24 protein-coding genes are annotated in these 23,368 nt (G+C 66.9%); 16 read left to right on the forward strand and 8 right to left on the reverse strand.

Features of this window, described 5'->3' with window-relative positions; genetic code table 11:
• Positions 1 to 26: 26 nt before the first annotated feature.
• Together U0C82_RS04720 and U0C82_RS04725 are read right to left on the reverse strand one after the other, a co-directional pair.
• Positions 27 to 530 carry an A24 family peptidase gene (locus tag U0C82_RS04720; protein ID WP_322185898.1) on the reverse strand — a complete coding sequence of 168 codons (504 nt, stop codon included), beginning with the start codon at positions 528 to 530 and terminating at the stop codon, positions 27 to 29.
• Positions 531 to 787: 257 nt separating this feature from the next.
• The gene (locus U0C82_RS04725) at positions 788 to 967 is read right to left on the reverse strand and encodes a Flp family type IVb pilin (protein ID WP_322185899.1); all 180 of its coding nucleotides are present in this window, start codon (positions 965 to 967) and stop codon (positions 788 to 790) included.
• Between the two features lie 231 nt (positions 968 to 1,198).
• Here U0C82_RS04725 and U0C82_RS04730 point away from each other — a divergent pair, with 231 nt between their 5' ends.
• The 4 genes from U0C82_RS04730 (at position 1,199) to U0C82_RS04745 (ending at position 4,353) form a co-directional block, all read left to right on the forward strand.
• Complete coding sequence (locus tag U0C82_RS04730; RefSeq protein WP_322185900.1) at positions 1,199 to 1,672, forward strand: pilus assembly protein N-terminal domain-containing protein; 474 nt, start codon at positions 1,199 to 1,201, stop codon at positions 1,670 to 1,672.
• A gap of 97 nt (positions 1,673 to 1,769) precedes the next feature.
• The gene (locus U0C82_RS04735; RefSeq protein WP_322185901.1) at positions 1,770 to 2,975 is read left to right on the forward strand and encodes a phosphopentomutase; all 1,206 of its coding nucleotides are present in this window, start codon (positions 1,770 to 1,772) and stop codon (positions 2,973 to 2,975) included.
• A gap of 73 nt (positions 2,976 to 3,048) precedes the next feature.
• A complete protein-coding gene (upp, locus tag U0C82_RS04740; protein ID WP_322185902.1) occupies positions 3,049 to 3,678 on the forward strand; it encodes a uracil phosphoribosyltransferase in 630 nt (209 codons plus the stop codon).
• 141 nt (positions 3,679 to 3,819) lie between these two features.
• On the forward strand, positions 3,820 to 4,353 hold the full coding sequence (locus tag U0C82_RS04745) for a retropepsin-like aspartic protease family protein (protein WP_322185903.1): 534 nt from the start codon (positions 3,820 to 3,822) through the stop codon (positions 4,351 to 4,353).
• Between the two features lie 92 nt (positions 4,354 to 4,445).
• Here U0C82_RS04745 and U0C82_RS04750 read toward each other — a convergent pair whose 3' ends face one another.
• Positions 4,446 to 4,850: a cytidine deaminase gene (locus U0C82_RS04750; RefSeq protein ID WP_322185979.1), complete on the reverse strand. Its 405-nt coding sequence runs from the start codon at positions 4,848 to 4,850 to the stop codon at positions 4,446 to 4,448.
• 267 nt (positions 4,851 to 5,117) lie between these two features.
• On the opposite strand from U0C82_RS04750, the gene U0C82_RS04755 reads away from it, so the two are divergent.
• Positions 5,118 to 5,336, forward strand: a complete 219-nt coding sequence (locus U0C82_RS04755; RefSeq protein ID WP_322185904.1) for a SlyX family protein — start codon at positions 5,118 to 5,120, stop codon at positions 5,334 to 5,336.
• An 82-nt stretch (positions 5,337 to 5,418) separates the two neighbouring features.
• On the opposite strand, the gene U0C82_RS04760 is transcribed toward U0C82_RS04755, so the two are convergent.
• Positions 5,419 to 6,429, reverse strand: a complete 1,011-nt coding sequence (locus U0C82_RS04760) for a DUF2125 domain-containing protein (protein ID WP_322185905.1) — start codon at positions 6,427 to 6,429, stop codon at positions 5,419 to 5,421.
• 55 nt (positions 6,430 to 6,484) lie between these two features.
• On the opposite strand from U0C82_RS04760, the gene U0C82_RS04765 reads away from it, so the two are divergent.
• Positions 6,485 to 7,012, forward strand: a complete 528-nt coding sequence (locus U0C82_RS04765; RefSeq protein WP_322185906.1) for a gamma-glutamylcyclotransferase — start codon at positions 6,485 to 6,487, stop codon at positions 7,010 to 7,012.
• A 69-nt stretch (positions 7,013 to 7,081) separates the two neighbouring features.
• On the opposite strand, the gene U0C82_RS04770 is transcribed toward U0C82_RS04765, so the two are convergent.
• Positions 7,082 to 7,570 carry a YcgN family cysteine cluster protein gene (locus U0C82_RS04770; RefSeq protein WP_322185907.1) on the reverse strand — a complete coding sequence of 163 codons (489 nt, stop codon included), beginning with the start codon at positions 7,568 to 7,570 and terminating at the stop codon, positions 7,082 to 7,084.
• 135 nt (positions 7,571 to 7,705) lie between these two features.
• On the opposite strand from U0C82_RS04770, the gene U0C82_RS04775 reads away from it, so the two are divergent.
• From U0C82_RS04775 to U0C82_RS04790, 4 genes are all read left to right on the forward strand, one after another.
• Positions 7,706 to 9,886, forward strand: a complete 2,181-nt coding sequence (locus tag U0C82_RS04775) for a transglycosylase domain-containing protein (protein WP_322185908.1) — start codon at positions 7,706 to 7,708, stop codon at positions 9,884 to 9,886.
• Between the two features lie 47 nt (positions 9,887 to 9,933).
• Positions 9,934 to 10,521 (forward strand): DUF1214 domain-containing protein, encoded by a 588-nt coding sequence (locus tag U0C82_RS04780; protein ID WP_322185909.1) that lies wholly within the window; start codon positions 9,934 to 9,936, stop codon positions 10,519 to 10,521.
• Positions 10,514 to 11,140 (forward strand): DUF1254 domain-containing protein, encoded by a 627-nt coding sequence (locus U0C82_RS04785; protein ID WP_322185910.1) that lies wholly within the window; start codon positions 10,514 to 10,516, stop codon positions 11,138 to 11,140. Before U0C82_RS04780 ends, U0C82_RS04785 begins: the two co-directional genes overlap by 8 nt.
• Before the next feature lie 260 nt (positions 11,141 to 11,400).
• On the forward strand, positions 11,401 to 12,294 hold the full coding sequence (locus U0C82_RS04790; protein ID WP_322185911.1) for a hypothetical protein: 894 nt from the start codon (positions 11,401 to 11,403) through the stop codon (positions 12,292 to 12,294).
• A 253-nt stretch (positions 12,295 to 12,547) separates the two neighbouring features.
• Here the strand turns inward: U0C82_RS04790 and U0C82_RS04795 are convergent, their stop codons facing one another.
• Complete coding sequence (locus U0C82_RS04795; RefSeq protein WP_322185912.1) at positions 12,548 to 13,675, reverse strand: ATP-dependent DNA helicase; 1,128 nt, start codon at positions 13,673 to 13,675, stop codon at positions 12,548 to 12,550.
• A gap of 144 nt (positions 13,676 to 13,819) precedes the next feature.
• On the opposite strand from U0C82_RS04795, the gene bchI reads away from it, so the two are divergent.
• Genes bchI through bchO form a run of 3 tightly spaced genes read left to right on the forward strand, consistent with a single transcriptional unit; the run spans position 13,820 to position 17,564 of the window.
• On the forward strand, positions 13,820 to 14,845 hold the full coding sequence (gene bchI, locus U0C82_RS04800) for a magnesium chelatase ATPase subunit I (protein ID WP_322185913.1): 1,026 nt from the start codon (positions 13,820 to 13,822) through the stop codon (positions 14,843 to 14,845).
• A complete protein-coding gene (locus tag U0C82_RS04805; RefSeq protein ID WP_322185914.1) occupies positions 14,845 to 16,671 on the forward strand; it encodes a VWA domain-containing protein in 1,827 nt (608 codons plus the stop codon). Before bchI ends, U0C82_RS04805 begins: the two co-directional genes overlap by 1 nt.
• Positions 16,668 to 17,564, forward strand: coding sequence for an alpha/beta fold hydrolase BchO (gene bchO / locus U0C82_RS04810; RefSeq protein ID WP_322185915.1), 897 nt, complete (start codon positions 16,668 to 16,670; stop codon positions 17,562 to 17,564). The genes U0C82_RS04805 and bchO overlap by 4 nt, the downstream gene beginning before the upstream one ends.
• Before the next feature lie 76 nt (positions 17,565 to 17,640).
• Here bchO and U0C82_RS04815 read toward each other — a convergent pair whose 3' ends face one another.
• Together U0C82_RS04815 and crtD are read right to left on the reverse strand one after the other, a co-directional pair.
• Complete coding sequence (locus U0C82_RS04815) at positions 17,641 to 18,459, reverse strand: carotenoid 1,2-hydratase (protein ID WP_322185916.1); 819 nt, start codon at positions 18,457 to 18,459, stop codon at positions 17,641 to 17,643.
• A 14-nt stretch (positions 18,460 to 18,473) separates the two neighbouring features.
• Entirely contained in the window at positions 18,474 to 20,036 is a 1,563-nt protein-coding gene (gene crtD, locus U0C82_RS04820) for a 1-hydroxycarotenoid 3,4-desaturase CrtD (RefSeq protein ID WP_322185917.1), read from the reverse strand.
• Positions 20,037 to 20,197: 161 nt separating this feature from the next.
• Between crtD and U0C82_RS04825 the strand changes: the two genes are divergently transcribed.
• From U0C82_RS04825 to U0C82_RS04835, 3 genes are all read left to right on the forward strand, one after another.
• On the forward strand, positions 20,198 to 21,331 hold the full coding sequence (locus tag U0C82_RS04825; protein WP_322185918.1) for a methyltransferase: 1,134 nt from the start codon (positions 20,198 to 20,200) through the stop codon (positions 21,329 to 21,331).
• Between the two features lie 74 nt (positions 21,332 to 21,405).
• Positions 21,406 to 22,347, forward strand: coding sequence for a chlorophyll synthesis pathway protein BchC (gene bchC, locus U0C82_RS04830; RefSeq protein WP_322185919.1), 942 nt, complete (start codon positions 21,406 to 21,408; stop codon positions 22,345 to 22,347).
• Complete coding sequence (locus tag U0C82_RS04835; protein ID WP_416186611.1) at positions 22,344 to 23,360, forward strand: chlorophyllide a reductase iron protein subunit X; 1,017 nt, start codon at positions 22,344 to 22,346, stop codon at positions 23,358 to 23,360. Before bchC ends, U0C82_RS04835 begins: the two co-directional genes overlap by 4 nt.
• Positions 23,361 to 23,368 lie beyond the last annotated feature (8 nt).

A 23,368-nucleotide genomic window follows, 5' to 3' on the forward strand; every position in this document is an offset into this window, starting at 1 on the left:
GAATCTGAAAAAGTGAGACGACGCCGTCAGGAGGCCCGCAGGGCCGCTTCCATGAAGGGTCCGTCCGCATAGACGAGGAGGCCCGCAATGGCGAGCGCGACGCCGTAGGGAACGCCGGTCTCGCGCGAGAGGAGACGATCGGCGAAGGCGAAGCCGGTCACGGGGGCGATCATCGTTCGGGAATAAAGAAGGAACAGGGCAAGCGCTCCACCGAGCGCGGTCGCGTAGACGAGGTACAGGCCGGCATCGAATGGACCGATCCAGAAGGCGGTCGCGGCCAGCATCTTCGCGTCGCCCCCGCCGATCAGGCCGCCGGCGAACAGGGCAAACCCGATGAAGAACGTCCCGACGCCGAACGCCGCGAAGATGGCGGCCTGCTCAAGCGGCATTCCGCCAGCGAGAACCGCGACCGGAAAACCCGCGGCGAGAAGAAGACAAAGCCGGTTCGGGATCGTCATCGTCATGACGTCCGAGACAGCGGCAAAGATCATGCAGAACGGGAAGACCGTGATCAGGAAAATGTAGGCCATCTGTGCGCTTTCCGCTTTCAGATCGAACCGGGTCTCAACCAGCGTGAATGTTTCCCGCTGATATTTCGTAAATGATCCCGGGGCCGTCTAACGACATACCTCGGCGGAATTGCGAATGCCGCCCCGGGTTATTCAACACATTAATCAGGTCAGCGCTCCAGCACGATGGGCACACCATGAAAAACGGGACCGATTGGCTCGGCCCCGTTTTTTTTACCGGACACATACTTAAAAACCGAAGTGTCCGGGCACCTCTGTTACTTAGCGGGAGCGGCGCTGATCTGCGAACCGATGTTCGTGAAACCGGTCGTCAGCTTCGGGGTAAAGGCGCCGAACGCGGCTACGAGAGCCACTGCCATGATACCTGCAATGAGAGCGTACTCGATCGCGGTGGCGCCGGACTCGTTCTTCAGAAAACGCTGGAATGTCTTGGACATGGGTGTCCCTTTCGTTTGTTTCGACAGCACGACCGTCGACTTGTTGGCATCGATCGGTTGACACCCAAAATAGAAGCCGCTTCTTTCGATCGCCTTAACGCGGGTTATCCTTGGTCCGGACGCACCGTTGTTGGCGGATAGGCTTAATCGATCCCTAAAAGAGCTTTTACCTCGGATTCATCATGGGCGGTCATAGTGGCCCTCCTGGATGCGCAATCGAACGGACCCGCCATGACTTCACGCCTTTTCAGAACAGCCCTTGCGGCGGCCGTCGCAATCGTCTGCTGGCTCGCGGTCTTCCATGCACCGGCGCGGGCCGAGGCGGTGATCGCCGTCGCCGTCGACCATGCGCGCATCCTGGAAATCGATCGCGGCGCGGGCACCGTCATCATCGGCAATCCGGCCATCGTCGACGTCGAGGTCCTGAGCGAAACCCGGCTCGTCCTGACGGGAAAGAGCTACGGCATCACCAATGTTGTCGTGCTCGGCCGCGACAATGCGGTGCTGATGGACGAGCAGGTCGCGGTCCAGACATTCGAAGCCAATACGGTTCGCATCTATCGCCAGGCACTGCGCCAGACCTACGCCTGCGCACCCAAATGCGAGCCGACGGTGACGATCGGCGATACGATGGAGGTGTTCTCGACCGCCTCGAACCAATACGAGACGCGGCGCGGCATCGCCGAGACCGCCGCATCCAAATAATCCGGCGCGCGCGTCCGGCGAGGGCGCTTGCGATTGTCCCTTGCCAGCGCCCTGCGAGCCTTATCTTTGAAGCGATCGTCCTTCGAAGAGGCACGCAATGCCCAGAGCCATCATCATCGTCCTCGATTCCGTCGGCATCGGCCACGCGCCCGATGCGGCCGATTACGGCGACGCGGGCGCGAACACGCTCGGCTCGGTCTTCGCGGCGTGCCGGACCGGCCGCGGCGACCGCGAGGGCCTTCGCTCGGGGGCCCTGCAGCTTCCCCATCTCACCCGCCTCGGCCTGATGCGCGTCGCCGGGCTTGGCGAGGCGGGACCCGCCCCGTCGACCCTTCACGGGGCAGCCGTGGAGACCTCGCACGGCAAGGATACCCCGTCCGGGCACTGGGAGATCGCCGGCGCGCCGGTTCATTTCGCCTGGGGCACATTTCCCGACACGCAGCCCGCGCTGCCCGCCTCCCTCGTGCGCCAGATCATGGACGATAGCCGCATCCCCGGCATTCTCGGCGACAGGCGCGCCTCGGGCACCGAGATCCTGCGCGCGTTCGGCGAGGAGAGCATCGCGAGCGGCAAGCCGATCCTCTACACCTCCGCCGACAGCGTGCTGCAGATCGCGGCGCACGAAACCCATTTCGGCCTCGACCGCCTGATGGCGCTCTGCGCGGCGGCACGCACCCATTGCGACCCGCTGAACATCGCGCGCGTCATCGCCAGACCCTTCACCGGCGAGACGGCGGACAGTTTCGAAAGGACCGCCGGCCGGCGCGATTTCTCGGTCGCTCCGCCGAGCGAGACGCTGCTCGACCGGGTGCAGGCGAACGGCGGAACCACCTGGGCGGTCGGGAAGATCGCCGATATCTTCTCCCATCGCGGCATCGGCAAAATCCTGAAAGGCGACGGCAACATGGCTCTCGTCGATGCGACGCTCGCGGCGATCCGGCAGGCCGGCGACGGCGATCTCGTCTTTGCCAATCTTATCGATTTCGACATGCTGTTCGGCCATCGGCGCGACGTTCCAGGTTATGCCGCCGCGCTCGAGGCCTTCGACGCGCGCATTCCGCAGATCGAGGCGGCGCTCGAACCCGGCGACCTGTGCATCCTCACCGCCGACCATGGCTGCGACCCCAGCTTCGCAGGCACCGAACACACGCGCGAACGCGTTCCCGTGCTGGGGTTCGGGCCCGGTATCGCTGGCGCCGACATCGGCGTGCGCGAGAGCTTCGCCGATATCGGCGCCAGCGCCGCGGTCCATCTCGGGCTCGATCCGGGGCGCTTCGGAACCGCGTTCGTGCAAACGGCCTGAGGATCGCCGGCAGCAATCCGGTGGCCATTCGATTCCCGACACCCCCCCCCACAAAGCAAAGGACGGTTCCGACATGGACGGCGTCACAGTCATCGATCACCCCCTCGTGCAGCACAAGCTGACGATCATGCGCAAGAAGCAGACGTCGACGGCGAGCTTCCGCCAGCTTCTGCGCGAGATCTCGACCCTGCTCTGCTACGAGGTGACGCGCAATCTGGAGATCACCACCGAGCGCATCGAGACGCCGCTGACCGAAATGGACGCTCCGGTTCTCGAAGGCAAGAAGCTCGTCTTCGCCTCGATCCTGCGCGCCGGAAACGGGCTTCTGGAAGGCATGCTCGATCTGGTGCCGGCCGCCCGCGTCGCCCATGTCGGTCTCTACCGCGACGAACGCACGCTCGAACCCGTCGAATATTACTTCAAGGCGCCCGACCACATGGCGGACCGGCTCGTCATCGTCGTCGACCCCATGCTGGCGACGGCCAATTCCGCGATCCTCGCGGTGGAACGGCTGAAGCAGCAGGGCGCCTCCAACCTGCGGTTCCTCTGCCTGCTCGCCGCGCCCGAGGGTCTCGAGCGGTTCCGGCACGCCCATCCCGACGTCCAGGTATTCACGGCCTCGATCGACAGCCATCTCAACGAGAAGGGCTATATCGTGCCGGGCCTCGGCGATGCCGGAGACCGGATGTACGGCACGAAGTAGGCCGGCCTCGCACGCGATCCGTTTGCCCTTCGTTCACCGTCTTGAAAGCAAGACCGGAAGGGCACGGGTTCCGTTGGCGATTGCGCAACCGGCCCGTGGCATGCTCGCGCTCGTCTTGAACCGGAAGCGAACCCCGTTGCCATGATCAACCGCGCGATCATCATTCTCGCCGTCTGCACCTTCGGCGGCCTTACCGTCCCGTCCGTCTTCGAGACCTATCTGAAGAAGGAACGCGGGAGCGTCGAGACCATCGATGAAGCATCGCCCGTCGTCGAGGCCGCCGCACCGCCGACCGCGTCCTTCGACCGGAGCGTGGTGCTGGAAGCCGATGCGTCCGGTCATTTCAGGACCGATGCGCGCCTCAACGGCATGCGCAACGACGTCCTCATCGACACCGGCGCGACGCAGGTCGCCATCACCGCCTCGATCGCCCGCCAGATCGGCATCCATCCAGGCCCCGGCGACTGGACGGTCGCGGTCCAGACCGCGAACGGCGCCGCCAGGGCGGCCCCGGCCAGGATCGACCGGCTCGAGATCGGACCGATCACGGTGCGCGACGTCGAGGCTTTGATCCTCGAAGACGGCAGGCTCGGCATGACGCTGCTGGGGATGAGCTTCCTGTCCGAGCTCAGTCGCTATTCCGTGGAAGACGGCCGCCTGACCCTGGTCCGTTAGCGGCGTTCCCCCGCTAACGCCTGTTCGGGCATCGGCCCCAAAAAAGGAACCCGATTGTCGGACAGCCTGGTGCGTGAAACCAGAGCGATGGTCTATGAGGCGTCGCCGAGCGAGGCGGTCTCGAAGGCGAGCGGCAGAAGTTCGCCCATCGTGACGGTCCTGCGCACGCCGTCCTGAAGATCGCAGAGATGGATCCGCGTCTCGGGAGAGGCGAACTCCGCGATACGCTGGCGGCATCCGCCGCACGGGCTGCACAGAGCAAGCTTTTCGGCGACCACCGCAAGCTCGGCGATCCGCCCTCCGCCGTCCATCACGAGATGGGCGATCGCCGTCGTCTCGGCGCACCAGCCTTCGGGAAAGCTGACCGATTCCACGTTGCAGCCGGCATAGATCCGGCCGTCCGTGGTCCGCAGCGCCGCGCCCACGGGGAACTTCGAATAGGGCGCGTGGGCGCGGCGCATGGCGGATCTGGCTTTGGCGAAGAGATCGTCGGCGATGGGTCGTCTCGCTTCTGGTGAGGGCCCGGTCGGGTGGGCGTCTTGTATCGGGCGGGTCCGGCAAGGCTCGACCGTCCCCGGTCGCGGCCATAGGACACCGATTGCCGCCGATTGTCGACCGGGCGGCGCTTGCGGACCGGACCCCTTCCGCAAACCTTCGGCCCCGCGCTCGAAGGCAGCCCGGATCGGCCCGCCGGGCGGTGGACAAACCAGCCGGTTTTGAGCAAAGCTGCCCCGCAAGGGATGATCCAAGCGGAAGCGAGAACCATGGCCGAAACCGATTCATCCGTGGAAAGCCGGCTGGAAGACCTCGAAGTCCTTTCGAGCCATCAGGCCAAGACCCTCGAAGAGCTTTCCGAGGAACTCACCAAGGCCTTTTCCACGATCCGGCACCTTCAGCTCAAGGTCGAACATCTGACGGAACGGGTGGGGTCGGTGGAAGCCGGCGGCGGAAGACCCGAAGCGACGAAGCCGCCGCATTACTGACGGCGCGCCCGCTCCCCTCTGCCGTTCAGCGTCGGCATCCTGCCGCCGCTTCGCCCGCCGTCCCGTAGAACCATCTCACGCCTCATTTCAGCGGCGGAACGGTGCCGAGCGGCAGGACGCCGGCCGACAACCGGCCCTGGTCCGCCGTGATGCGGATGACCGTCCGCCCGTTCTCGGTCTTTCCTACGAACGGAATGACCGAAGCGACCGTCTGGGCGATGGACGCAGCTTGCGGCGCGAGGCCGGCGACGATGGTCGCCAGCCGGTCCGGGGACGTCACGGCGAGCGCGAAATCGCCCGACAGGAGGCCATCGTCGGAGAACGAAAAATCACCTGAAAGATCCGCCCCCGACGGCTCGCCCGCAAAGGCGAGGGCGAGAGATCGCAGCGTTCCGCTGCGGCCCGCCAGAAGCTCTCGCGCGGACTGGCCGGTCGCGCTGCCCGACAGCCAACCGGCGGCCCCCTCAACGGTCAGATCGGCCGAGAGGTCGAAGAGCGGAAGGCCGCGCGCCTGCGGCACCTCCACCCTGGCCGAGGTCTGGGTCGCGGCGATATCGAGATCGGCCTCGCGTCGCCGCACATGGGCGGTGCTGCGCAAGGCGGAAAACACCGGCTGTCCGTCGACGGCGAGATTCGGGCTGTCGGAGACGATGGACAGGCGGTCGAGACCCTCTGTCCAGAAGCTCGTGCTGGCCTGGGCGAGCGTCCAGGTCAGATCGACCGGCGGCTGCCCCTGCGACCGGATCCGGACCGGCGAGCCGAGCTCGCTCACCACCTTGTTCGGCTGGTAGATCTGCGCCGCGCTTCGGAACGGACCGGCATCGAGGCTGAAGCCTTCGCCGGGCGCATCGACGGCGACATCGTCGCAGGACAGGCCGATCCTGAACGGATAGCCCACGACGTCCTGGCCGGGACAGGACACCGTCACCCCCCGCGCACCGGCTCGTTCGATCTCCCGCGTGACGATCCGGTCGAGCTGGTGAGCCGCGAAGAACCAGAACCCCGTCAGAATCAGGAAGAGGACGAAGGCTGTCGCCACGATCCAGCGATAGGCGCGGCGCACACGGCGCGATTCTAAGGTTGACGAAGGCACCAAAGCTCCCCTTTGAGGTACGGATCGGATCGGCGAGAAGGCATAACGGACTGGCATGAGCGAGAATAGTGACTTCTGGGTGTTCGGCTATGGCTCGCTGATCTGGAACCCGGGATTTGAATTTGTCGACCGGACCATCGCCCGTCTGTCCGGCTTCCACCGTTCGCTCTGCGTTCGCAGCCATGTGCATCGCGGAACGCCCGAGACGCCGGGGCTGGTCTTCGGCCTCGACCGCGGCGGCTCCTGCGTCGGCATGGCGTTCAAGGTGGCCGGCGCCCGGCACGAGGAGACGATGGCCTATCTGAGGGCCCGCGAGCTCGTCACCCATGTCTATCTGGAAAAGACGGTCTCGCTGCGCTTTCTGGAAGGCGGCGGCACCCACGCGGTGACCTATGTCGTCGACCGCGGGCACCAGCAATATGCCGGCAAGATATCCGTCGAGGCGGCAGCGCGGATCGTGATGAACGCCCATGGCCGGTCCGGGCCGAACGTCGATTATGTCACCAACGCGCTGACGGAGATCCATCGCATGGGGCTGCGCGACCAATGGCTGGAAAGCGTCGCCGCCCATCTGAGGCGGTAGGCCGGTGCCGCCAGGGGGAGCACCGACACGCCGGTTTCCGCGATCGGGCGGCGCAGGCGTGCCGGCCGGTCAGTTGACCTGCGCCAGGAGGCCGTTGCCCGGATCTTCCTCCGGCCACTCGACGACATGGTCCTCGAACGCCTCCACGTCCATGCCTTCCTCGCTGATCGTGCGCCCCCGCACGGAAACGCCGGCCTGATGCACCGTGTCCCGGTCGCCCGACAGGAGATGGTGCCACCAGTAGAGGTCGCGCCCCTCCTCCACCAACCGGTAGGCGCAACTGGGGGGCAACCAGCCGATCTCCCGCACGGTCTTCGGATCGAGACCGACGCAATCGGGCACGGTGGCCTGCCGGTTTTCGTAATCGGAGCAGCTGCAGGTCTGGCCGTCGAGCAGCCTGCAGGCGACGTTCGTCCAGACGATTTCGCCGGTGTCGTAGTCTTCCAGCTTGTTCAGACAGCACCGTCCGCAGCCGTCGCAGAGCGACTCCCACTCCTGCGCGGACATCTCGTCCAAGGTCTTGATCTGCCAATAGGGTTTGTTGCCGGAATCACGCATGGTCAAAATCTCTGAATCGATGTCGCAACTTTTTCCGTCCATGATTATAGAATAGGTATCCACACTGGACCATTGAAGCGGTCGCCCCTTGCGGCGCGACCCGATCGACACTTTGATCAACGGCGGCATCGACGCGTGACAGACAAGACCGAAGCCAAACGTTCGCGCAAGGGCCCATCGCGCCTGATCGAGGTCGATGCGTGGATCGACTCGTCCATGTTCGGCCTGTGGAACGGCTTTTCCCAATGGTGGGAAGCGGTGACGATCCAGTCTCGGCGGCTGCGCGCCCGCGGTTTCTCGCGAGTGGTCGTCGAGCTTGCCGGCGAGGGCTTCACGCTCGGCGTCGCCGGCTTCGTCCTGCTTCTGGTGCTCGCCCAGCCGGCGATGGAGATGACCGCGGACGGGCTTCCCGAAGAGGCCGATTTCTCCGTCACCTTCCTCGATCGCAAGGGCAACGAGATCGGTCAGCGCGGCATCATGCGCGCAGCCGCGGTTCCGATCGACGAACTGCCCGACCAGTTCATCAAGGCGGTACTCGCCACCGAGGATCGCCGGTTCTTCGAGCATTGGGGCATCGACTTCTTCGGCCTTGCCCGCGCAATGGGCGAGAACGCCCGCGCCGGCGGCGTCGTGCAGGGTGGATCGACGCTGACCCAGCAGCTTGCCAAGAACGTCTTCCTGACGCCGGAGCAGTCGCTCGAGCGCAAGGTGAACGAGGCGTTTCTCTCCCTGTGGATCGAGGCGAACCTCACCAAGCGCGAGATCCTGTCCATGTATCTCGACCGCGCCTATATGGGCGGCGGCACGTTCGGCGTCGCGGCGGCGGCTGATTTCTACTTCGACAAGTCGATCCGCGACGTCAATCTGGCGGAAGCCGCCATGCTGGCCGGCCTGTTCAAGGCCCCGGCGAAATACGCCCCGCACATCAACCTGCCGGCCGCCCGGGCCCGCGCCAACGTGGTCCTGACGAACATCGTCCAGGCCGACTTCATGACCGAGGGCCAGGTCGTCGCCGCGCGCCGCTCGCCGGCCGAAGCGGTCGACCGGTCCCAGCGCCAGTCGCCCGACTACTTCCTCGACTACGCCTTCGAGGAGGTCCAGCGCCTCGTGCGCGAGAACAAGCTCGGCACGCGCAACCTCGTCGCGAGCACCACCATCGACATGAAGCTCCAGGCGCTGGCCAACGAGTCGGTCGATTATCACATGCGCCAGTTCGGCAAGAGCTACGATGTCGAGGAGGCCGCGATGGTGGCGATGTCCGACGATGGCGGCGTGCGCGCCATGGTCGGCGGCCGCGATTATGGCGAATCCCAGTTCAACCGGGCCTCGCGGGCGATGCGGCAGCCCGGCTCGTCCTTCAAGGTCTATGTCTATGCCGCGGCCATGCAGGCGGGCATGCAGCCGGACGATACGATCGTCGACAGCCCGCTGACCATCGGCAAATGGTCGCCGCAGAACTACAATCGCAAGTTTTCCGGCCGCGTCAGCCTGCAGAACGCGCTCGCCCGCTCGCTCAACGTGCCGGCCGTGCGCCTCTATCAGAAGGTCGGCTTCGACAATACGGTGAAGCTCGCCCACGAGATGGGGATCGAATCGGAGCTGCGCGGCGACAAGACGATGGCGCTCGGCACGTCCGAGGTCACCGTCCTCGATCAGGCGACGGCCTACACCGTCTTCGCCAATGGCGGCTATTCGCCGAGGCGCCACTCGATCACCCAGTTGACCAGCGCAGACGGGCGGATCCTATGGGACGCGCGCCGCGACCTGCCGCCCCGCAAGCAGGTTCTGACGAAGGAGGCGACCCGCAACATGAACGACATGCTCGTCGGCGTGACCGAACAGGGCACGGCGCGAAGGGCCCAGCTGTCCATGACGCGCGTCGGCGGAAAGACGGGCACGACGCAGTCCTATCGCGATGGCTGGTTCGTCGGCTTCACCGGCAACTTCGTCGGCGCGGTCTGGTACGGCAATGACAGCTTCCGGCCGACGAACAAGGTCACCGGCGGCTCGCTGCCGGCCCTCACCTGGCAGCGTTTCATGGAAGCCGCTCACCAGGGCATCGAACTGAAGCCCATTCCCTACATCGAGGATCCGTTCCCCGAAGGCGAGCGCGACGTCGCCGAGCCGAGCGACAACCCGCTGATGACGTCGGGCCAGACGGGCCTGACCGTCGAGGCGGAAGGGGTTCTCGCAACGATCGCCGATCGCTTCGAGACGCTGGAACCGCTGGCCGACGAGCGCGTCGCGTCCGCCTCGCCGGTGGCCGGCACGCCCGTTGCGGCGAGCGAAGCGGCCCTGCGGACCACCGAAAACTGACGGGTCGATATGGACACCCGGCCATGATCGACTAGAACCGGTTTCCCATGCGTTTTCTTCTGGCTTCTCTCCTGGCGATCACCATCGCGCTCGGTCTCGGCGGATGGTCGGCGAAGCTTGCGATCGACGGCGGCACGAACTTCGATTCGGTCGCGCTCGGTCCCTGGCGCGCCAGCCCGCTGATCGGGACGCGCGAAGCCGACCCCTATGCCAAGGCGCGTCTCGCCAAGCTCGCCCAGCTGACGCTCGGCGGCGGCGAAGGCATCATGTTCCAGGCCGAGGCGGATGGCGAGGGCCGCCGGCTCCTGCTCGAATGCACCTACCGCCTGACAGGGCGGACCCCGGCCGCGCGGTTCTTTACCCTGTCGGCCCATTCGGACGACGGCCGGGTCGATCTTCCGCAGAGCGGCCGGCCGGGCTGGCTGACCTCCAACGCGCTGCTGCGCCGCGAGGACAACAGCTTCGAGATCACCGTCGGACCGCAGGCGCGCGCCGGCAACTGGCTCGCGACGGACCGGACCGGGCCCTACCGCCTCACCTTCGCGCTCTACGATACGCCGGCAAGCGCCATCACCGGCGCGGCGGGGCTCGAAATGCCGGCGATCGAGCGGGAAGGATGCAGCGACGATGGGTAGATTCATTCTCGCCCTCCTGACCGGGCTCGTCGGTGCCGGCCTCGTCCACATCGCGATCGTCTTCATGATCCCCCGGATCTCGGAGAACAGCGCCTGGAGCCGGCTGTCCGCGCTCGGCGACTATTTCGAGGTCGTGCGGATCGCCCCGTTGCGCGACACCGCCTTCACGCGCCAGAACGGCGCGTCCGAAACCCCGCGCGATGCGTTCGCCTTCGCCGATCCGGCCTTCGTCGTGGCAAGCTGCCGCTTCGTGCTCGACGACGGCCCGGTCGAGATCACCGCGAACGGCACGATCGATAATTTCTGGTCGGCCTCGATCTACGATTCCCGGGGCGGCAACATCTATTCGATCAACGACCGGGCGGCGATCGACGGCATCGTCAATCTCGTGGTGGGCACCGCCCAGCAGATCGAGGACGTGCGCGCGACGACACTTCTTGAGGACAGCCCAGCCCTGCCGGTCATCGTCGACGTGCTGCAGGGCTACGTCACGGTTCGCGTTCTCATCGACGAGGAGAGCAAGCGCCCGGCCGCCGACAGCTTCCTTCGCACCGTCGCCTGCTTCCCGATCGACATCCGGCCGACGGCTTCGGGCGAAGCCGGCTCCGAGCAGGGCTGAGCGTTTCCGGCCGTCCCCATGGCGGCGCATTCCACTCACCGCACGGGAGGATCGCCCGCCGGCGCCACGACTCGCGGGGCCCGTGCGCCGCGCATGGTTGACCGGACGCGGCCGCGGCGCGATGGCCCGGACCGCAGGCGGTCCGGCGCAATGCCTGCAAGTTTAATGATTGCGTTAACCCTGTCACTTAACCTCGCATCAATACCTGTTACGGCATTCTGAACCTCATCGAAACCTTCGGGAAACCATGGGAGCACCGGATGCGGAGCCAATTGCCCTCTCTCTACCGCTCCATGGAAAAGAGCGGAACGGCGAACGGTTACGATGCCATCGCCATGGCGGCGACGCTCAATTTCCTGTCGATCGCAACCCCCTCTGCGGCCCAGGCCGGTGCGCTCACCCGGCTGATCGAGCCCCTGTGGCGGCATCTCGGTGCCGACACGCGTGCCGAGATCGCCGGCCGTCTGGCCCATCATCCGTCGGTCCCGGCCGGCATATCGAGCCTGATCGCTCGCGGGATCGAAGAAGAGACTGCCACCGGTCCATCCGCCGCGGCCCACGAAGACACGGACGAGCCCGGCGCGATCTCGATGAGCGACATGGCGCTTCTGGCGAGCGCCGAGACGACGGGCGAGGCCCCGAAGCTCACCGCATCCTCGGCAGCCGAGGCGCGCCATACGCTGCGCAATCTCCTCGCAACCCCGGCAAGGCCCGCCAAAACGAAAAGCGCCGTCATCCAGATCGCCCGGAGCCGCGATCGCATCGCGCTCCGCGACTATCTGGCAAGCAATCTCGCCCTCGATATCGCCGCCGCCGAGGCGCTTCTCGATCCGGACAATCTTCCGGAACTTTCCGGCGCCCTCAAAGCCCTCGGCCTGACGACGCCCGACGCGATGACGGTTCTCATGTTCGTCGACGAGGCGATCTCGACCAATATCGCCACCTTCGCGATCGCGAAGAACCATTACGAGCAATTGGCGCCGTCCGCCGCCGCACATCGCTTCGGCAAGCCCGAAAGCCCGGCGCCGATCACGCCGCGGCTGCAACCGGCGAGCGCCGATCTTCCGAGCCCGGTGCGGTCCACAGGCCCGCGCCGCCAGGCCTTCGGTCGCCGCGGCGACAATCAGAACCGGCAGAACGGCACGCGCAGCTAGAGCATGATGCCGAAAAGTTGCATGACTTTTCGGACAACATCATGCGGAAAAACAAATACTTAGGAAAAATGTCGATTCAGACTTATCACATTTCGCTCTAGAGCACCGGCTCGCCAATCGGAACCGATTTTCCAAAAAGCCCGATACGCAGCACCAAGACAATGGCTGGCGCCTCGCCTTGCGCCGCAAGCCGGCATTGCGTTGCGACGACCCGGCGAACGCCGTCGAGGCCGCGATGGGTCGAGCGTTGCGTCTAACGCACGATCGTCAGGGTTTTCGCGGCCCGGGTGATCGCGGTATAAAGCCAGCGCTCGCGGCTTTCGCGAAAGGCCCAGCTTTCGTCGAACAGCATCACATCGTCCCACTGCGAGCCCTGCGCCTTGTGCACGGTGAGCGCGTAGCCGAAATCGAAATCGTCGAAGCGCTTGCGCGTCGCCCAGGCGATTTCGGCCTCCGGCTCTTCGAAAGCGGCCTTCAGCAGCCGGATCTTCGCCGCGCCCTTGTCGATATCGTCGTCGTCCGGCCTGACGATCAGGTTGATGCCCGGCTTCACCGATTCCTTTGCGGCCGTCATCACCTGCCACAGCGAGCCGTTCAGCAGACCCTTCGTCGGATCGTTGCGCAGGCATACCAGCTTGTCGCCCACCTGGGGCAGGACGTCGGTGAAGTCCTTCAACTCGCGAAGCCGTCGATTGTAGGCCCGGCGCGTCCGGTTGGTGCCGACGAGAACCTGGTCGGCGGCCAGCACCTTCGCCTGCTCGACATCCCGCTTGCCGATCACCTGCACGGTTCCGTAGTCGCCATGCATGATCTCCCTGCCCTCACGCACGTCGAGGGCAAGCCGCACGATCGGATTGTCCCGCGCCTGCCTGTGGATTTCGGTGAGCAGGAAATCGGGTTCGGCATCGGTGAAGAAGCCGCCGCCGGACACCGGGGGCAACTGTCCGGGATCGCCGAGGACGAGGATCGGCGTTCCGAAAGACATCAGATCCTGCCCCAGCGCTTCGTCCACCATCGAACATTCGTCGATGATGACGAGCTTGGCCTTGGCGAGCGGGCTCTGCCGGTTGATCGAGAAGGTGGGGGAGACGCGCGCCGTGCCGCCCTCCTCGTCCTCCACCGATTCCTCGCCGCGCGGGCGGTAGATCAGGGAATGAATCGTCCGGGCGGTCTTGGCGCCCTTGGAGCGCAGCACCTGCGCGGCCTTGCCGGTGAAAGCGGCGAACTGCACCGCGCCGTCGACGCCTTCGGCAAAATGTCTGGCGAGGGTCGTCTTGCCGGTGCCGGCATAGCCGAACAGGCGGAAGACCGGGCTGTCCCCGTTCTCCAGCCATTCCGCCACAGCCTTCAGCGCATCGTCCTGTTGTGGTGAAAATTGCAAGAAGCCGCCCGCAAACCCGTGTTCGATCGATCCGAAGGGAAATAGACCCCGCGCCCATGCCGCGCAACGCTTGCCGGCCAAATCGCCGCTGCGGGCGTATTTTCCCTTTTGCATTCCCGGCATCGTCAAGTAACGTTGACACCCATGGAACGGCATTTCCCCTTTACCGCCATCGTCGGTCAAAACGAGCTCACCGCGTCGCTGAAACTTGCGGCGGTGGATCCCGCGATCGGCGGTGTCCTGGCGTTCGGCGATCGGGGCACCGGAAAGTCGACGGCCGTGCGCGGCCTTGCCGCCATCCTGCCGCCGCTTCGGGCCTATGCCTGTCCCTATCGCTGCGATCCGGCCCGCCAATCGCGGCTTTGCGAGACCTGCCGAGGGGCCCTTGCCGGCGGCAAACCGCCGGCGATCATCGAGGTTCCGGTCCCCGTGGTGGATCTGCCGCTCGGCTCGTCCGAAGACAGGATCGTCGGCGGGCTCGACCTCGAACATGCGCTGCTGAGCGGCGAGCGACGCTTCGAGCCGGGGCTTCTGGCCAAGGCCAATCGGGGCTTTCTCTATATCGACGAGATCAATCTGCTCGAGGATCATCTGGTCGATCTCCTCCTCGACGTCGCCGCCTCGGGCGAGAACGTCGTCGAGCGCGAGGGCCTGTCCGTCCGCCACCCGGCGCAGTTCGTGCTGATCGGCAGCGGCAACCCCGAAGAGGGCGAGCTGCGCCCCCAGCTTCTCGACCGTTTCGGCCTGTCCGTCACGGTCACGACACCTGGCGACGTCGAGACCCGCGTCGCCGTGGTCAAGGCGCGCAACCGCTACGACCGCGACCCGGCCGCCTTCATGGCCGAGGCCGAACGCGACGAGCAGGCGCTGCGCGCGACCCTTCGGTCGGCGCGCACGCGCCTCGACGACGTCATGGTTTCGGACCGCCTCCTCGAACAGGCGACGCAACTCTGCATCACGCTTCAGACCGACGGGCTGCGCGCCGAGCTGACGCTGGTGCGCGCCGCGCGGGCGCTCGCCAGTCTCAAGGGGGAGAGCGAGGTGACCTTCGCGCACCTTGCGGAACTTGCCCCTTACGCCTTGTCCCATCGCCTGCGCCGCAATCCCCTCGAAGAATCGGGCTCCGAGGCGCGCATCGAACGGGCCCTCGCCGAACTCGCCGCCGCCTGATGGAACGCCGCTTCGCGCAACGGCTCGCCCTTTCGCCTCTGGCCCGAACGGCCATCGCGATCCTCGGCGCCGCGCCCGGAATCGGTCTCGTCCTTCGCGCCCAGCCCGGCCCCTTGCGCGACCGTTTCATGGAAGAGCTCTGCCGCCTCGCGCCGTTCGATACGGCCCGGCGGCTTGCCCAACGCGATATCCGGCAGTTTTCCGCACGCCGTTCGAGCTTTCTCGCGCTCGCGGGGCTCGAACAGGCCGGAGGCGGCAAGCAGGCGGGCACCAAGACCGCGACACCCCACGACGACGAGAACGCCGCCGACGACCGGCGCGCGCTGATCCTTCCCGGCACCGATCGATACGGCGCAACGGAGGCCGCGCTTCTCGTCGCGGAGCTCGGCGAGAGCCGGCCCGCCATCGCCTTCGACGAGGGGCTCGGCGAGGAAACCTTGCCCGAGGCCCTGTCGGACCGGCTCGGGATCGTGCTTGACCTGTCCGCGCCCGCTGGGATGGACGCCGGCTTCGGCCTCGAACGCTTCGGGACCGACCTGCCGAACGGTGCGGCGAGACCGGCCGTCGAGGTGCCCGACGCCGCGATCGCGGCGCTGTGCGAGGCCGCGAGCGGGTTCGGCATCAGAAGCCTGCGCGCGCCCCTGTCGGCCCTTCATGTCGCCCGCGTCGCCGCCTCGCTCGACGGGCGCGGCGCGGTGTCGGATGCGGACGTGATTCTGGCCTGCCGCCTCGTTCTCGCCCCCCGCGCCACGCGAGCGCCCGCGTTCGGGGAGCCGTCCGGCGACGCGGACGACGAAGCGCCCGGCGAGGACGATCCGGACGGCGCGAAGGACAATGACAACGACAACGAACCGCCCGAGACATCGCGGGAGAGCGGCGCGGCGGACGACGGGCAGACCCCGGACGACAGGACCGAAGCGGCCGGCGGCATGCCGCAAGAGGCCACCGAAGTCCGCTCGCAGGAAGTCGCGGTTCCGCTCGATCTCCTGCAGCGGCTCGTGGCCACGCTTGCCGGTCAGCGCCTTGCCGGAAAGTCCGCGCGCAAGGGGGCGAGCGCGAAAGGCGGCGGCCAGCGGGGCCGTCCCGTCGGCAGCCGGCCCGGCGATCCGCGCCATGGTTCCCTCGACCTGTCCGGCACGCTGACGGCGGCTTTGCCGTGGCAACGCTTTCGCAAGCTCCAGTTCGCCCGCCTGTCCGAGCGGTCCGTCATCCTGACCCCCGGTGACCTGCGCATTCGCCGGCTGCAGTCGAAGCGCGAGACCGCGACGATCTTCGTGGTCGACGCCTCGGGTTCGGCCGCGCTCGCACGGCTCGCCGAGGCCAAGGGCGCGGTCGAGCGGATTCTGGCCGAATGCTACAGGAGACGCGACCGGGTCGCGATGGTCGCCTTTCGCGGCACCGGGGCCGAGACGCTTCTGCCGGAAACGAAGTCGCTGACCCGCGCAAGACGCGCGCTCGCCGGGCTTGCGGCGGGCGGCGGCACGCCGATCGCCTCGGGCATCAAGCTCGCCACCGACATTGCCCGCCAGTGCGCGCGCCAGGAGCGCACGCCGCTCATCGTCTTCCTCACCGACGGCAAGGCCAATATCGGTCTCGACGGCATGGCCGGCCGACCGGGTGCCAGGGGCGACATGCTGTGCGAGGCCTCACGTCTCAGATCCGAAGGGTTCGCCAGCATGGTGATCGACTTTTCGCTGCGCCCCGGCCAGGCGGCGCGCGATCTCGCCGACGGCCTTGGAGCGCGCTATCTCGCGCTTCCCAACGGCGATGCCTCGACGCTCGCGGCGGCCGTCGCGGGCGACGCCACGAAGGCGCACCGGGCATGATGGCGGGACGCGGCCTGCCGCCGGCCGATTGGCCCCTCGTCCAGCACAGCCGTTCGGTGTCGGCCGGAGGCATCGACTGGCACGTGCAGATGCTGGGGGATGGCCCGGACATCCTGCTGATCCACGGCACCGGCGCCTCGACCCATTCCTACCGCCAGCTCGCGCCGATCCTCGCCAGAACCCACCGCGTCATCATGGCGGACTGTCCCGGCGTCGGCTTTTCCGGCAGGCCCGAACGGCGTCCGACGCTCGACGAGATGGCCCGCCTTCACGGCGCGCTCCTGAGGCGGCTGGAGGCCAGCCCGAGATTGATCGTCGGCCATTCCGCCGGCGCGGTGATCGCGGTGCAGATGGCGCTGTCGAACAATGCCCGGCCCGACGCCATCGTCTCGCTCGGCGGCGCGCTCCTGCCGTTTCCGGGTCGGCGCGGCCGCCTGTATCCGGCGCTCGCCAAACTGCTCTTCCTCAACCCCGTCACGCCGCGACTGTTCGCGTTCCGCGCCCACAGCGAGCGAGCCGTCGACCAGCTCCTGACGGCCACCGGCTCGGACCTGTCCAGCGAGGCGAGAGATTATTACGCAAGGCTGTTCCGCGATCCGCGCCACGTGGAGGGCACGCTCGCCATGATGAGCCATTGGGACCTCGCCAGCTTCGAGACGCGGCTCGCGCGGCTCGAAACGCCGCTGATCCTGGTACACGGCCTGCGCGACAAGGCGATCGCACCGCAGAATTCACGGACCGTCCACGAGCGGTTGCCGGGCTCGGCGCTTTTCATGCTGGACGGCCTCGGCCATCTGGCCCACGAGGAAGCGCCCGATGCGATCGCCGGGATCATTCTCGGTGCCACGGGACGTGCTGCGCCGGCAGTGGCGGCAGCGCCGCCATCCGGCTGAGACGGGTGCAGGGCAGGCCCCGATCGCCCGCCGGCACGGCCCTGCGGGGCGTGGATCGGGAAACAGGACCGCGCGATCAAAAGAACCGGCGCGGCATCCTGTAGGGCAGCATGGTCTGGATCACCGGATTGCGGAACCGGTCGAGATCGAGACTCTCGTGCATGGCCACGGTCTTCGCGCCGAACAGCACCGTGTCCACGAGGGAGCGGGCGTAGAAGGGCGAATCCTCGAGCGTCTTGCGCACCCCGGTCTCGAGCGGCGCTTCCGTCCGCGTCGTCCGCTTCATCCGCCAGAAGCTTGTCTTCAGGGTCTTGGCGCTCGGCGGCTCGAAATCGGTCACATCGGCCTTCGGATCGAACTTGATCGCCAGCGTGAGATTGTCCCCGTCCCGCTCCACCAGATCGTAGAGCACGGCCGTGCCGCCGGGCACGCAGGCGCGGCTCCAGTTCCAGCTCGAGAACCGGTCCTCCAGCGGCTCGGCACCGGTGTTGAAATCGAGATAGCCGTGCCCGTTCCACGATATTGCCGGATCGTCGAACCTGGCTTCCACCCGCGCGCACGGCGCGATCGGCCACCAGCAATGCCTGCCCGCCCGATCGAGCGGCATCGGCCTGTTCTGCAGGGCTTCCGGGTAAAGCTTCACGGTGCCGCGCACGCGCCTGGGGATCAGCGGAGTGATCTCGTCGATCGATACGGTCAGGCAATCGCCGTCCCATTGCATGGCGCTCGGACCGACCGAAAGCACCGAGGCGTCCCGCGCAAGGTCCTTCTCGCCGCGCTCGGTCATCGCCCAGCGGCGGGCGCCCGGTCCGTAGAGCGCGACATTGATCGAGACGTGGTTTTCCGGACGGCCGCGTCCGGCGATCTTGTAGTAGGGCGAAAAGACGCTGCCCACGAAACCGATGATCGTCAGTCCGAAGACGCCGTCGTCCGAGATCGCGTCGCAATACCACCAGGCATAGCCGCCCGGCCCGACCGTCTGGTCGAAGCGAGGTCCTTCACGATGGCCTCGACCGCCAGGGTTCCCGAAAGCGAAGCCATCGGCACGCCCGCCCCCGGATGGGCGCTCCCGCCGCACAGATAGAGCCCCGGGATCCTCGATCGCGCGTCGGGCCTCCGGAACGACGCCGTCGACCCATGAGAGACCCGCCCGTAGAGCGCTCCGCCCGTCCCCGGATAAAGAGCCGAGTACTCCGAGGGCGTCGAAAGGCTGATCCCGCCGCCCTTGAAATCGAGCGTCAAGCCCGAGGCTGCGAGTCTGGAAAAAGCCGCGTTCGTGCATCTCTCGACCTCCGTTTGTTCGAATGGTTGGGTTTCGTCGGACAGGGCCGGCGCGTTGACGATCAGGAACAGGCGTTCCGGACCGCAAGGGCCGCGAGCGTCGTCGCCGCGATCCTCGGCACAGACATAGACGTTGGGATCGCTCGGCAGGCGGCGCTCCTTGAAGATCTCGGTAAATTCGCGCATCGGATCGGGCGCGAAGAACACGGTGTGATGGGCCAGCGGCGGCCCCGAGACCCGCGCCTTGACGGCGATGCCGAGGGCCGAGAGCGACCGGTCGCGCGGCGCGGTCGGCGCCTCGCACGCGGCCCTCGCCTCGTTTCCCAGATGACCGAGCGCCAGCGCGTCCGCATCGCAGTTGGCAAGGACGAGATCGGCGGCGATCGTCTCGCCGCTGCTCAGTAAGACCCCCGCCGCCCGGTCCTGATCGACGAGAATCCGATCGACGGCCGCCTCGTAGCGAAAGATCGCGCCGCGGCGCCGTGCCAGTCCCTCAACGGCCTCGGCCAGCCGCGACATGCCGCCCGCGACGCGCCAGACGCCCCGCGCTTCCACGGCCGCGATCAGCCGCAAGGTGGCGGGGGCCTCGAACGGCGAAGACCCGACATAGGTCATGTAGCGGGCGAAGAGACACTGCAGGCGCGGATCGGAAAACTCGTCCCGCACCGCCTGCCAGAAGCTCTTCGTCGCGCCGAGCCGGGCGATCCTCATCGCGCCGCCGAAGCCGGCCCGCATGGTCAGGGCGATCGGGCTCCGCGGCTTCTGCGCGCTCATGAAGATCGGATCGAGCAGGTCCAGCACGCCGTCGGCGCGGGCCATGAAGGCCGAAAACTCGCGCGCCGAGCGCGCGCCCGAGAACGCCTTCACCGCCTCGACCGAGTGCGCCCGGTCGGCATGAAGATCGAGCCGCGCGCCGTCGGCGAACACGTGCCGCGCGATCACGTCCGAGCGCGTGATGGTCACGTGATCGTCCAGCCGCTCGCCGCAATCGGAGAACAGGGCGTCGAAGACGGCGCGCTTGGTGAAGACGGTGGGCCCGGCGTCGATCTCGTCTCCGGCGACGGCGACCCTGCGCATCTTGCCGCCCGGGCGCCGGCCGCGCTCGCAAACCGTCACGTCGAAGCCGCCGGCCGCCAATCGTGCGGCCGCCGTCAGTCCGCCGATACCAGCTCCGATGACGACGACATTCATGGACGATCCTCGATCAGCCTGGACACAAGTGTCAACTTTATTTGACACACGCGCCCGTCCCATGTCCATTCGCAGGGCGCAGCAACGCGTCGATTTGTCGGGACATCGGGTCCTCGCAAGACGCCCTTCCCCCGCACGAGGCCCCTGCCGGAGACCGATCCTTGCCAGAGAAACACCAATCCTTCGCCCTGCAGTGGCGCGCGGTGCGCAATCGCATTCTGCGGAACCCGCTATTCTACAGGCTTGCCATGGGCTCGACGATCGGACGCTTTTTCGCGCGGCGATCGGCCCGGAAACTGTTCGATCTCACCGCCGGCTTCATCTACTCACAGGTGCTGGCCGGCGGCGTGCGATCGGGGCTGTTCGAGCATCTGGCCGGCGGGCCGATGAGCGTCGCCGAGGTCGCCGCCGCGATCGATCTGCCGGATGACGCGACGCGCCGGCTGCTCGCCGCCTCCACCTCCCTCGGCCTTCTCGACAAACTGCCCGACGCCCGGTTCATGCTGGGCGCCCAGGGCGCCGCCCTGCTTGCCAATCCCGGCGTCGCGGCAATGGTCCTGCATCATGACGCGCTCTACCAGGACCTTGCGGACCCCTTGAAAGCATTGCGGAAACGCGGCGGCGGGGAACTCGCCAAGCTGTGGGACTACGCCAGCGACGATGGGAAGCCAGCGGCCGGCGACGCGACCCCCGAAACCGAACGCTATACGCGACTGATGGCCGCGAGCCAGGATCTCGTGGCGAGTGAAACCTTGCGCGTCTTCGACGTGTCGCCCTACCGCCGCATCCTCGATATCGGCGGGGGGAGCGGCCGCTTCCTCACCCATGTCGCCGCCCGCAACGGCCACGCCGAACTCCATCTGCTCGATCGCCCGTCGGTCGCTACCTTGGCGCGCGAAACCCTTGCCGGCCGGGACGACGCCTCGCGCTTCATTGTCCATGGCGGCGACTTCCTGACGAGCGAATTTCCTGTTGGCTGCGACCTGATAACGCTCGTGCGCATCCTTCACGACCATGACGACGATGTCGTCGAGGCCCTGCTGCGCAAGGTCCACGCGGCGCTTAGGCCGGTGCGCGGCAGGCTCCTCGTCACCGAGCCGATGGCCGACGAACGGGCCCGATCACGCATCGGTGACGCCTACTTCAACATCTACCTGCACGCGATGGGCTCGGGACGTCCGCGAACACCCACCGAACTCGTTGAATTGCTTCACGCTATCGGCTTTCGCCGCGTGCGCCGACTGCCCACCGGAATGCCGATCGCGACCTCGGCGCTCTGTGCGGACGCACACTAGAGACGAACGCTCCAGCCAATTGACATTTCTTTGTGTCCAGTTACCTTGACACAAACCCAAGGAGTCCCCACCGGATGCCCCGCACCGACGCCATCATGATCGAACAGCCCCACCGCATCGCATTCCATGCGACCGGGCTGAAATCGGTCGAGGCGGGCGAAGCCCTGGTCGAAATCGAGGCATCGGGCATTTCCACCGGAACCGAACGCCTGCTCTTCACCGGCGAGATGCCGCCCTTTCCCGGCATGGGCTATCCGCTGGTGCCGGGCTACGAGGCGGTCGGACGGGTCGTCTCCTGCGAAGCCGAAAACGGGCCGCCGATCGGCGGCCGCGTCTTCGTTCCCGGCTCCCACGGCTTTACCGAGGCACACGGCCTCTTCGGGGCCCAGGCCCGCCATCTCGTCGTCAAGGCCGACAGGCTGGTCGCATTGCCCGATGCGCTTGCCGGCGCGCAAGGCACGCTCCTCGCTCTCGCCGCGACCGCCCACCACGCGGTGGCGACGAGTGCGGCGCTGCCCGACCTGATCGTCGGCCACGGCGTTCTCGGCAGGCTTTGCGCACGGATCGCCACCCTCATGGGCGGCACGCCCACGGTCTGGGAGATCGCCGCCGATCGCCGCGCCGGTGCGGCCGGTTACGCCTGCATCGACCCGCAAGCCGACGCGCGCCGCGACTATGCGTCAATCCTCGACGTGAGCGGCGCCTCGGACATTCTCGACACGCTGATTTCAAGGTCGGCCCGCGGCGGCGAGATCGTTCTCGCCGGCTTCTACAAGGCGGCGCTCTCCTTCGCGTTCCCGCCCGCCTTCATGCGCGAGACGCGCATCCGCATCGCGGCCGAATGGGCCGGAAGCGACATGGGCGCCGTCACCGCGATGATCGCCGACGGCCGGCTGTCGCTCGGCGGCCTCCTGACCCACACCGCAAGGCCGCAGGACGCGGCCTCGGCCTATCGCACGGCGTTCGAAGACGCCGATTGCCTGAAAATGATGATTGAATGGGACGCAAACTCATGAGTGCACTCAGAGAAACTCCCTCGGGCACCAGCCAGACCGAGATGCATTCCGCGCTGCGGCAGGAAGCTCACGAGGCGGTCGACGCGCCCGCCACCGGGCCGGTCACCAAGGAAACCCAGATCATCGCGATCTACGGCAAGGGCGGCATCGGCAAGTCCTTCACCCTCGCCAACCTGTCCTACATGCTGGCCCAGCAGGGCAAGCGCGTTCTCCTCATCGGCTGCGATCCGAAGTCGGACACCACCTCGCTGCTGTTCGGCGGCAAGGCCTGCCCCACCATCATCGAGACCTCGTCCAGGAAGAAGGCCGCCGGCGAGGAGGTCGAGATCTCCGATGTCTGCTTCAAGCGCGACGGCGTCTTCGCCATGGAACTCGGCGGCCCCGAAGTCGGCAGGGGCTGCGGCGGCCGCGGCATCATTCACGGCTTCGAACTCCTCGAAAAGCTCGGCTTCCACGAATGGGGCTTCGACTACGTCCTCCTCGACTTCCTGGGCGACGTGGTGTGCGGCGGCTTCGGCCTGCCGATCGCCCGCGACATGTGCCAGAAGGTCATCGTCGTCGGCTCGAACGATCTCCAGTCCCTCTACGTCGCGAACAATGTGTGCTCGGCGGTGGAATATTTCCGCAAGCTCGGCGGCAATGTCGGCGTCGCCGGCATGGTCGTGAACAAGGATGACGGCACCGGCGAAGCGGCCGCATTCGCCAAGTCCGTCGGCATTCCGATCCTCGCGGCGATCCCCGCCGACGAGGACATCCGCAAGAAGAGCGCGAACTACCAGATCGTCGGCATTCCCGGCGGCCGCTGGGCCTCGCTCTTCGAGGAGCTCGCCGTGGGCCTCGACGAGGCGCCGCCCCTGCGTCCCACCCCGCTCGACCAGGACGGCCTGCTCGCCCTCTTCTCCAGCCACGACACCGGCAGGGACTATGTTCTGAAACCGGCCTCCCAGGAAGACATGCGCGGCAAGCCGGTCGCGCCCAAGCCGTCCCTCGAAGTCGTCTACGACAACGCATGAGGCCGAGC

The organism is Fulvimarina uroteuthidis, from assembly GCF_034321785.1.
GTDB classification, from domain to species: domain Bacteria; phylum Pseudomonadota; class Alphaproteobacteria; order Rhizobiales; family Rhizobiaceae; genus Fulvimarina; species Fulvimarina uroteuthidis.

Bases quoted from the DNA above. Each gene is read 5' to 3' on its own strand.
- U0C82_RS04720 (WP_322185898.1), bottom strand. From the start codon at position 530: ATGGCCTACATTTTCCTGATCACGGTCTTCCCGTTCTGCATGATCTTT.
- U0C82_RS04725 (WP_322185899.1), bottom strand. From the start codon at position 967: ATGTCCAAGACATTCCAGCGTTTTCTGAAGAACGAGTCCGGCGCCACC.
- U0C82_RS04730 (WP_322185900.1), top strand. From the start codon at position 1,199: ATGACTTCACGCCTTTTCAGAACAGCCCTTGCGGCGGCCGTCGCAATC.
- U0C82_RS04735 (WP_322185901.1), top strand. From the start codon at position 1,770: ATGCCCAGAGCCATCATCATCGTCCTCGATTCCGTCGGCATCGGCCAC.
- upp (WP_322185902.1), top strand. From the start codon at position 3,049: ATGGACGGCGTCACAGTCATCGATCACCCCCTCGTGCAGCACAAGCTG.
- U0C82_RS04745 (WP_322185903.1), top strand. From the start codon at position 3,820: ATGATCAACCGCGCGATCATCATTCTCGCCGTCTGCACCTTCGGCGGC.
- U0C82_RS04755 (WP_322185904.1), top strand. From the start codon at position 5,118: ATGGCCGAAACCGATTCATCCGTGGAAAGCCGGCTGGAAGACCTCGAA.
- U0C82_RS04765 (WP_322185906.1), top strand. From the start codon at position 6,485: ATGAGCGAGAATAGTGACTTCTGGGTGTTCGGCTATGGCTCGCTGATC.
- U0C82_RS04770 (WP_322185907.1), bottom strand. From the start codon at position 7,570: ATGCGTGATTCCGGCAACAAACCCTATTGGCAGATCAAGACCTTGGAC.
- U0C82_RS04780 (WP_322185909.1), top strand. From the start codon at position 9,934: ATGCGTTTTCTTCTGGCTTCTCTCCTGGCGATCACCATCGCGCTCGGT.
- U0C82_RS04785 (WP_322185910.1), top strand. From the start codon at position 10,514: ATGGGTAGATTCATTCTCGCCCTCCTGACCGGGCTCGTCGGTGCCGGC.
- U0C82_RS04790 (WP_322185911.1), top strand. From the start codon at position 11,401: ATGCGGAGCCAATTGCCCTCTCTCTACCGCTCCATGGAAAAGAGCGGA.
- bchI (WP_322185913.1), top strand. From the start codon at position 13,820: ATGGAACGGCATTTCCCCTTTACCGCCATCGTCGGTCAAAACGAGCTC.
- U0C82_RS04805 (WP_322185914.1), top strand. From the start codon at position 14,845: ATGGAACGCCGCTTCGCGCAACGGCTCGCCCTTTCGCCTCTGGCCCGA.
- bchO (WP_322185915.1), top strand. From the start codon at position 16,668: ATGATGGCGGGACGCGGCCTGCCGCCGGCCGATTGGCCCCTCGTCCAG.
- crtD (WP_322185917.1), bottom strand. From the start codon at position 20,036: ATGAATGTCGTCGTCATCGGAGCTGGTATCGGCGGACTGACGGCGGCC.
- bchC (WP_322185919.1), top strand. From the start codon at position 21,406: ATGCCCCGCACCGACGCCATCATGATCGAACAGCCCCACCGCATCGCA.
- U0C82_RS04835 (WP_416186611.1), top strand. From the start codon at position 22,344: ATGAGTGCACTCAGAGAAACTCCCTCGGGCACCAGCCAGACCGAGATG.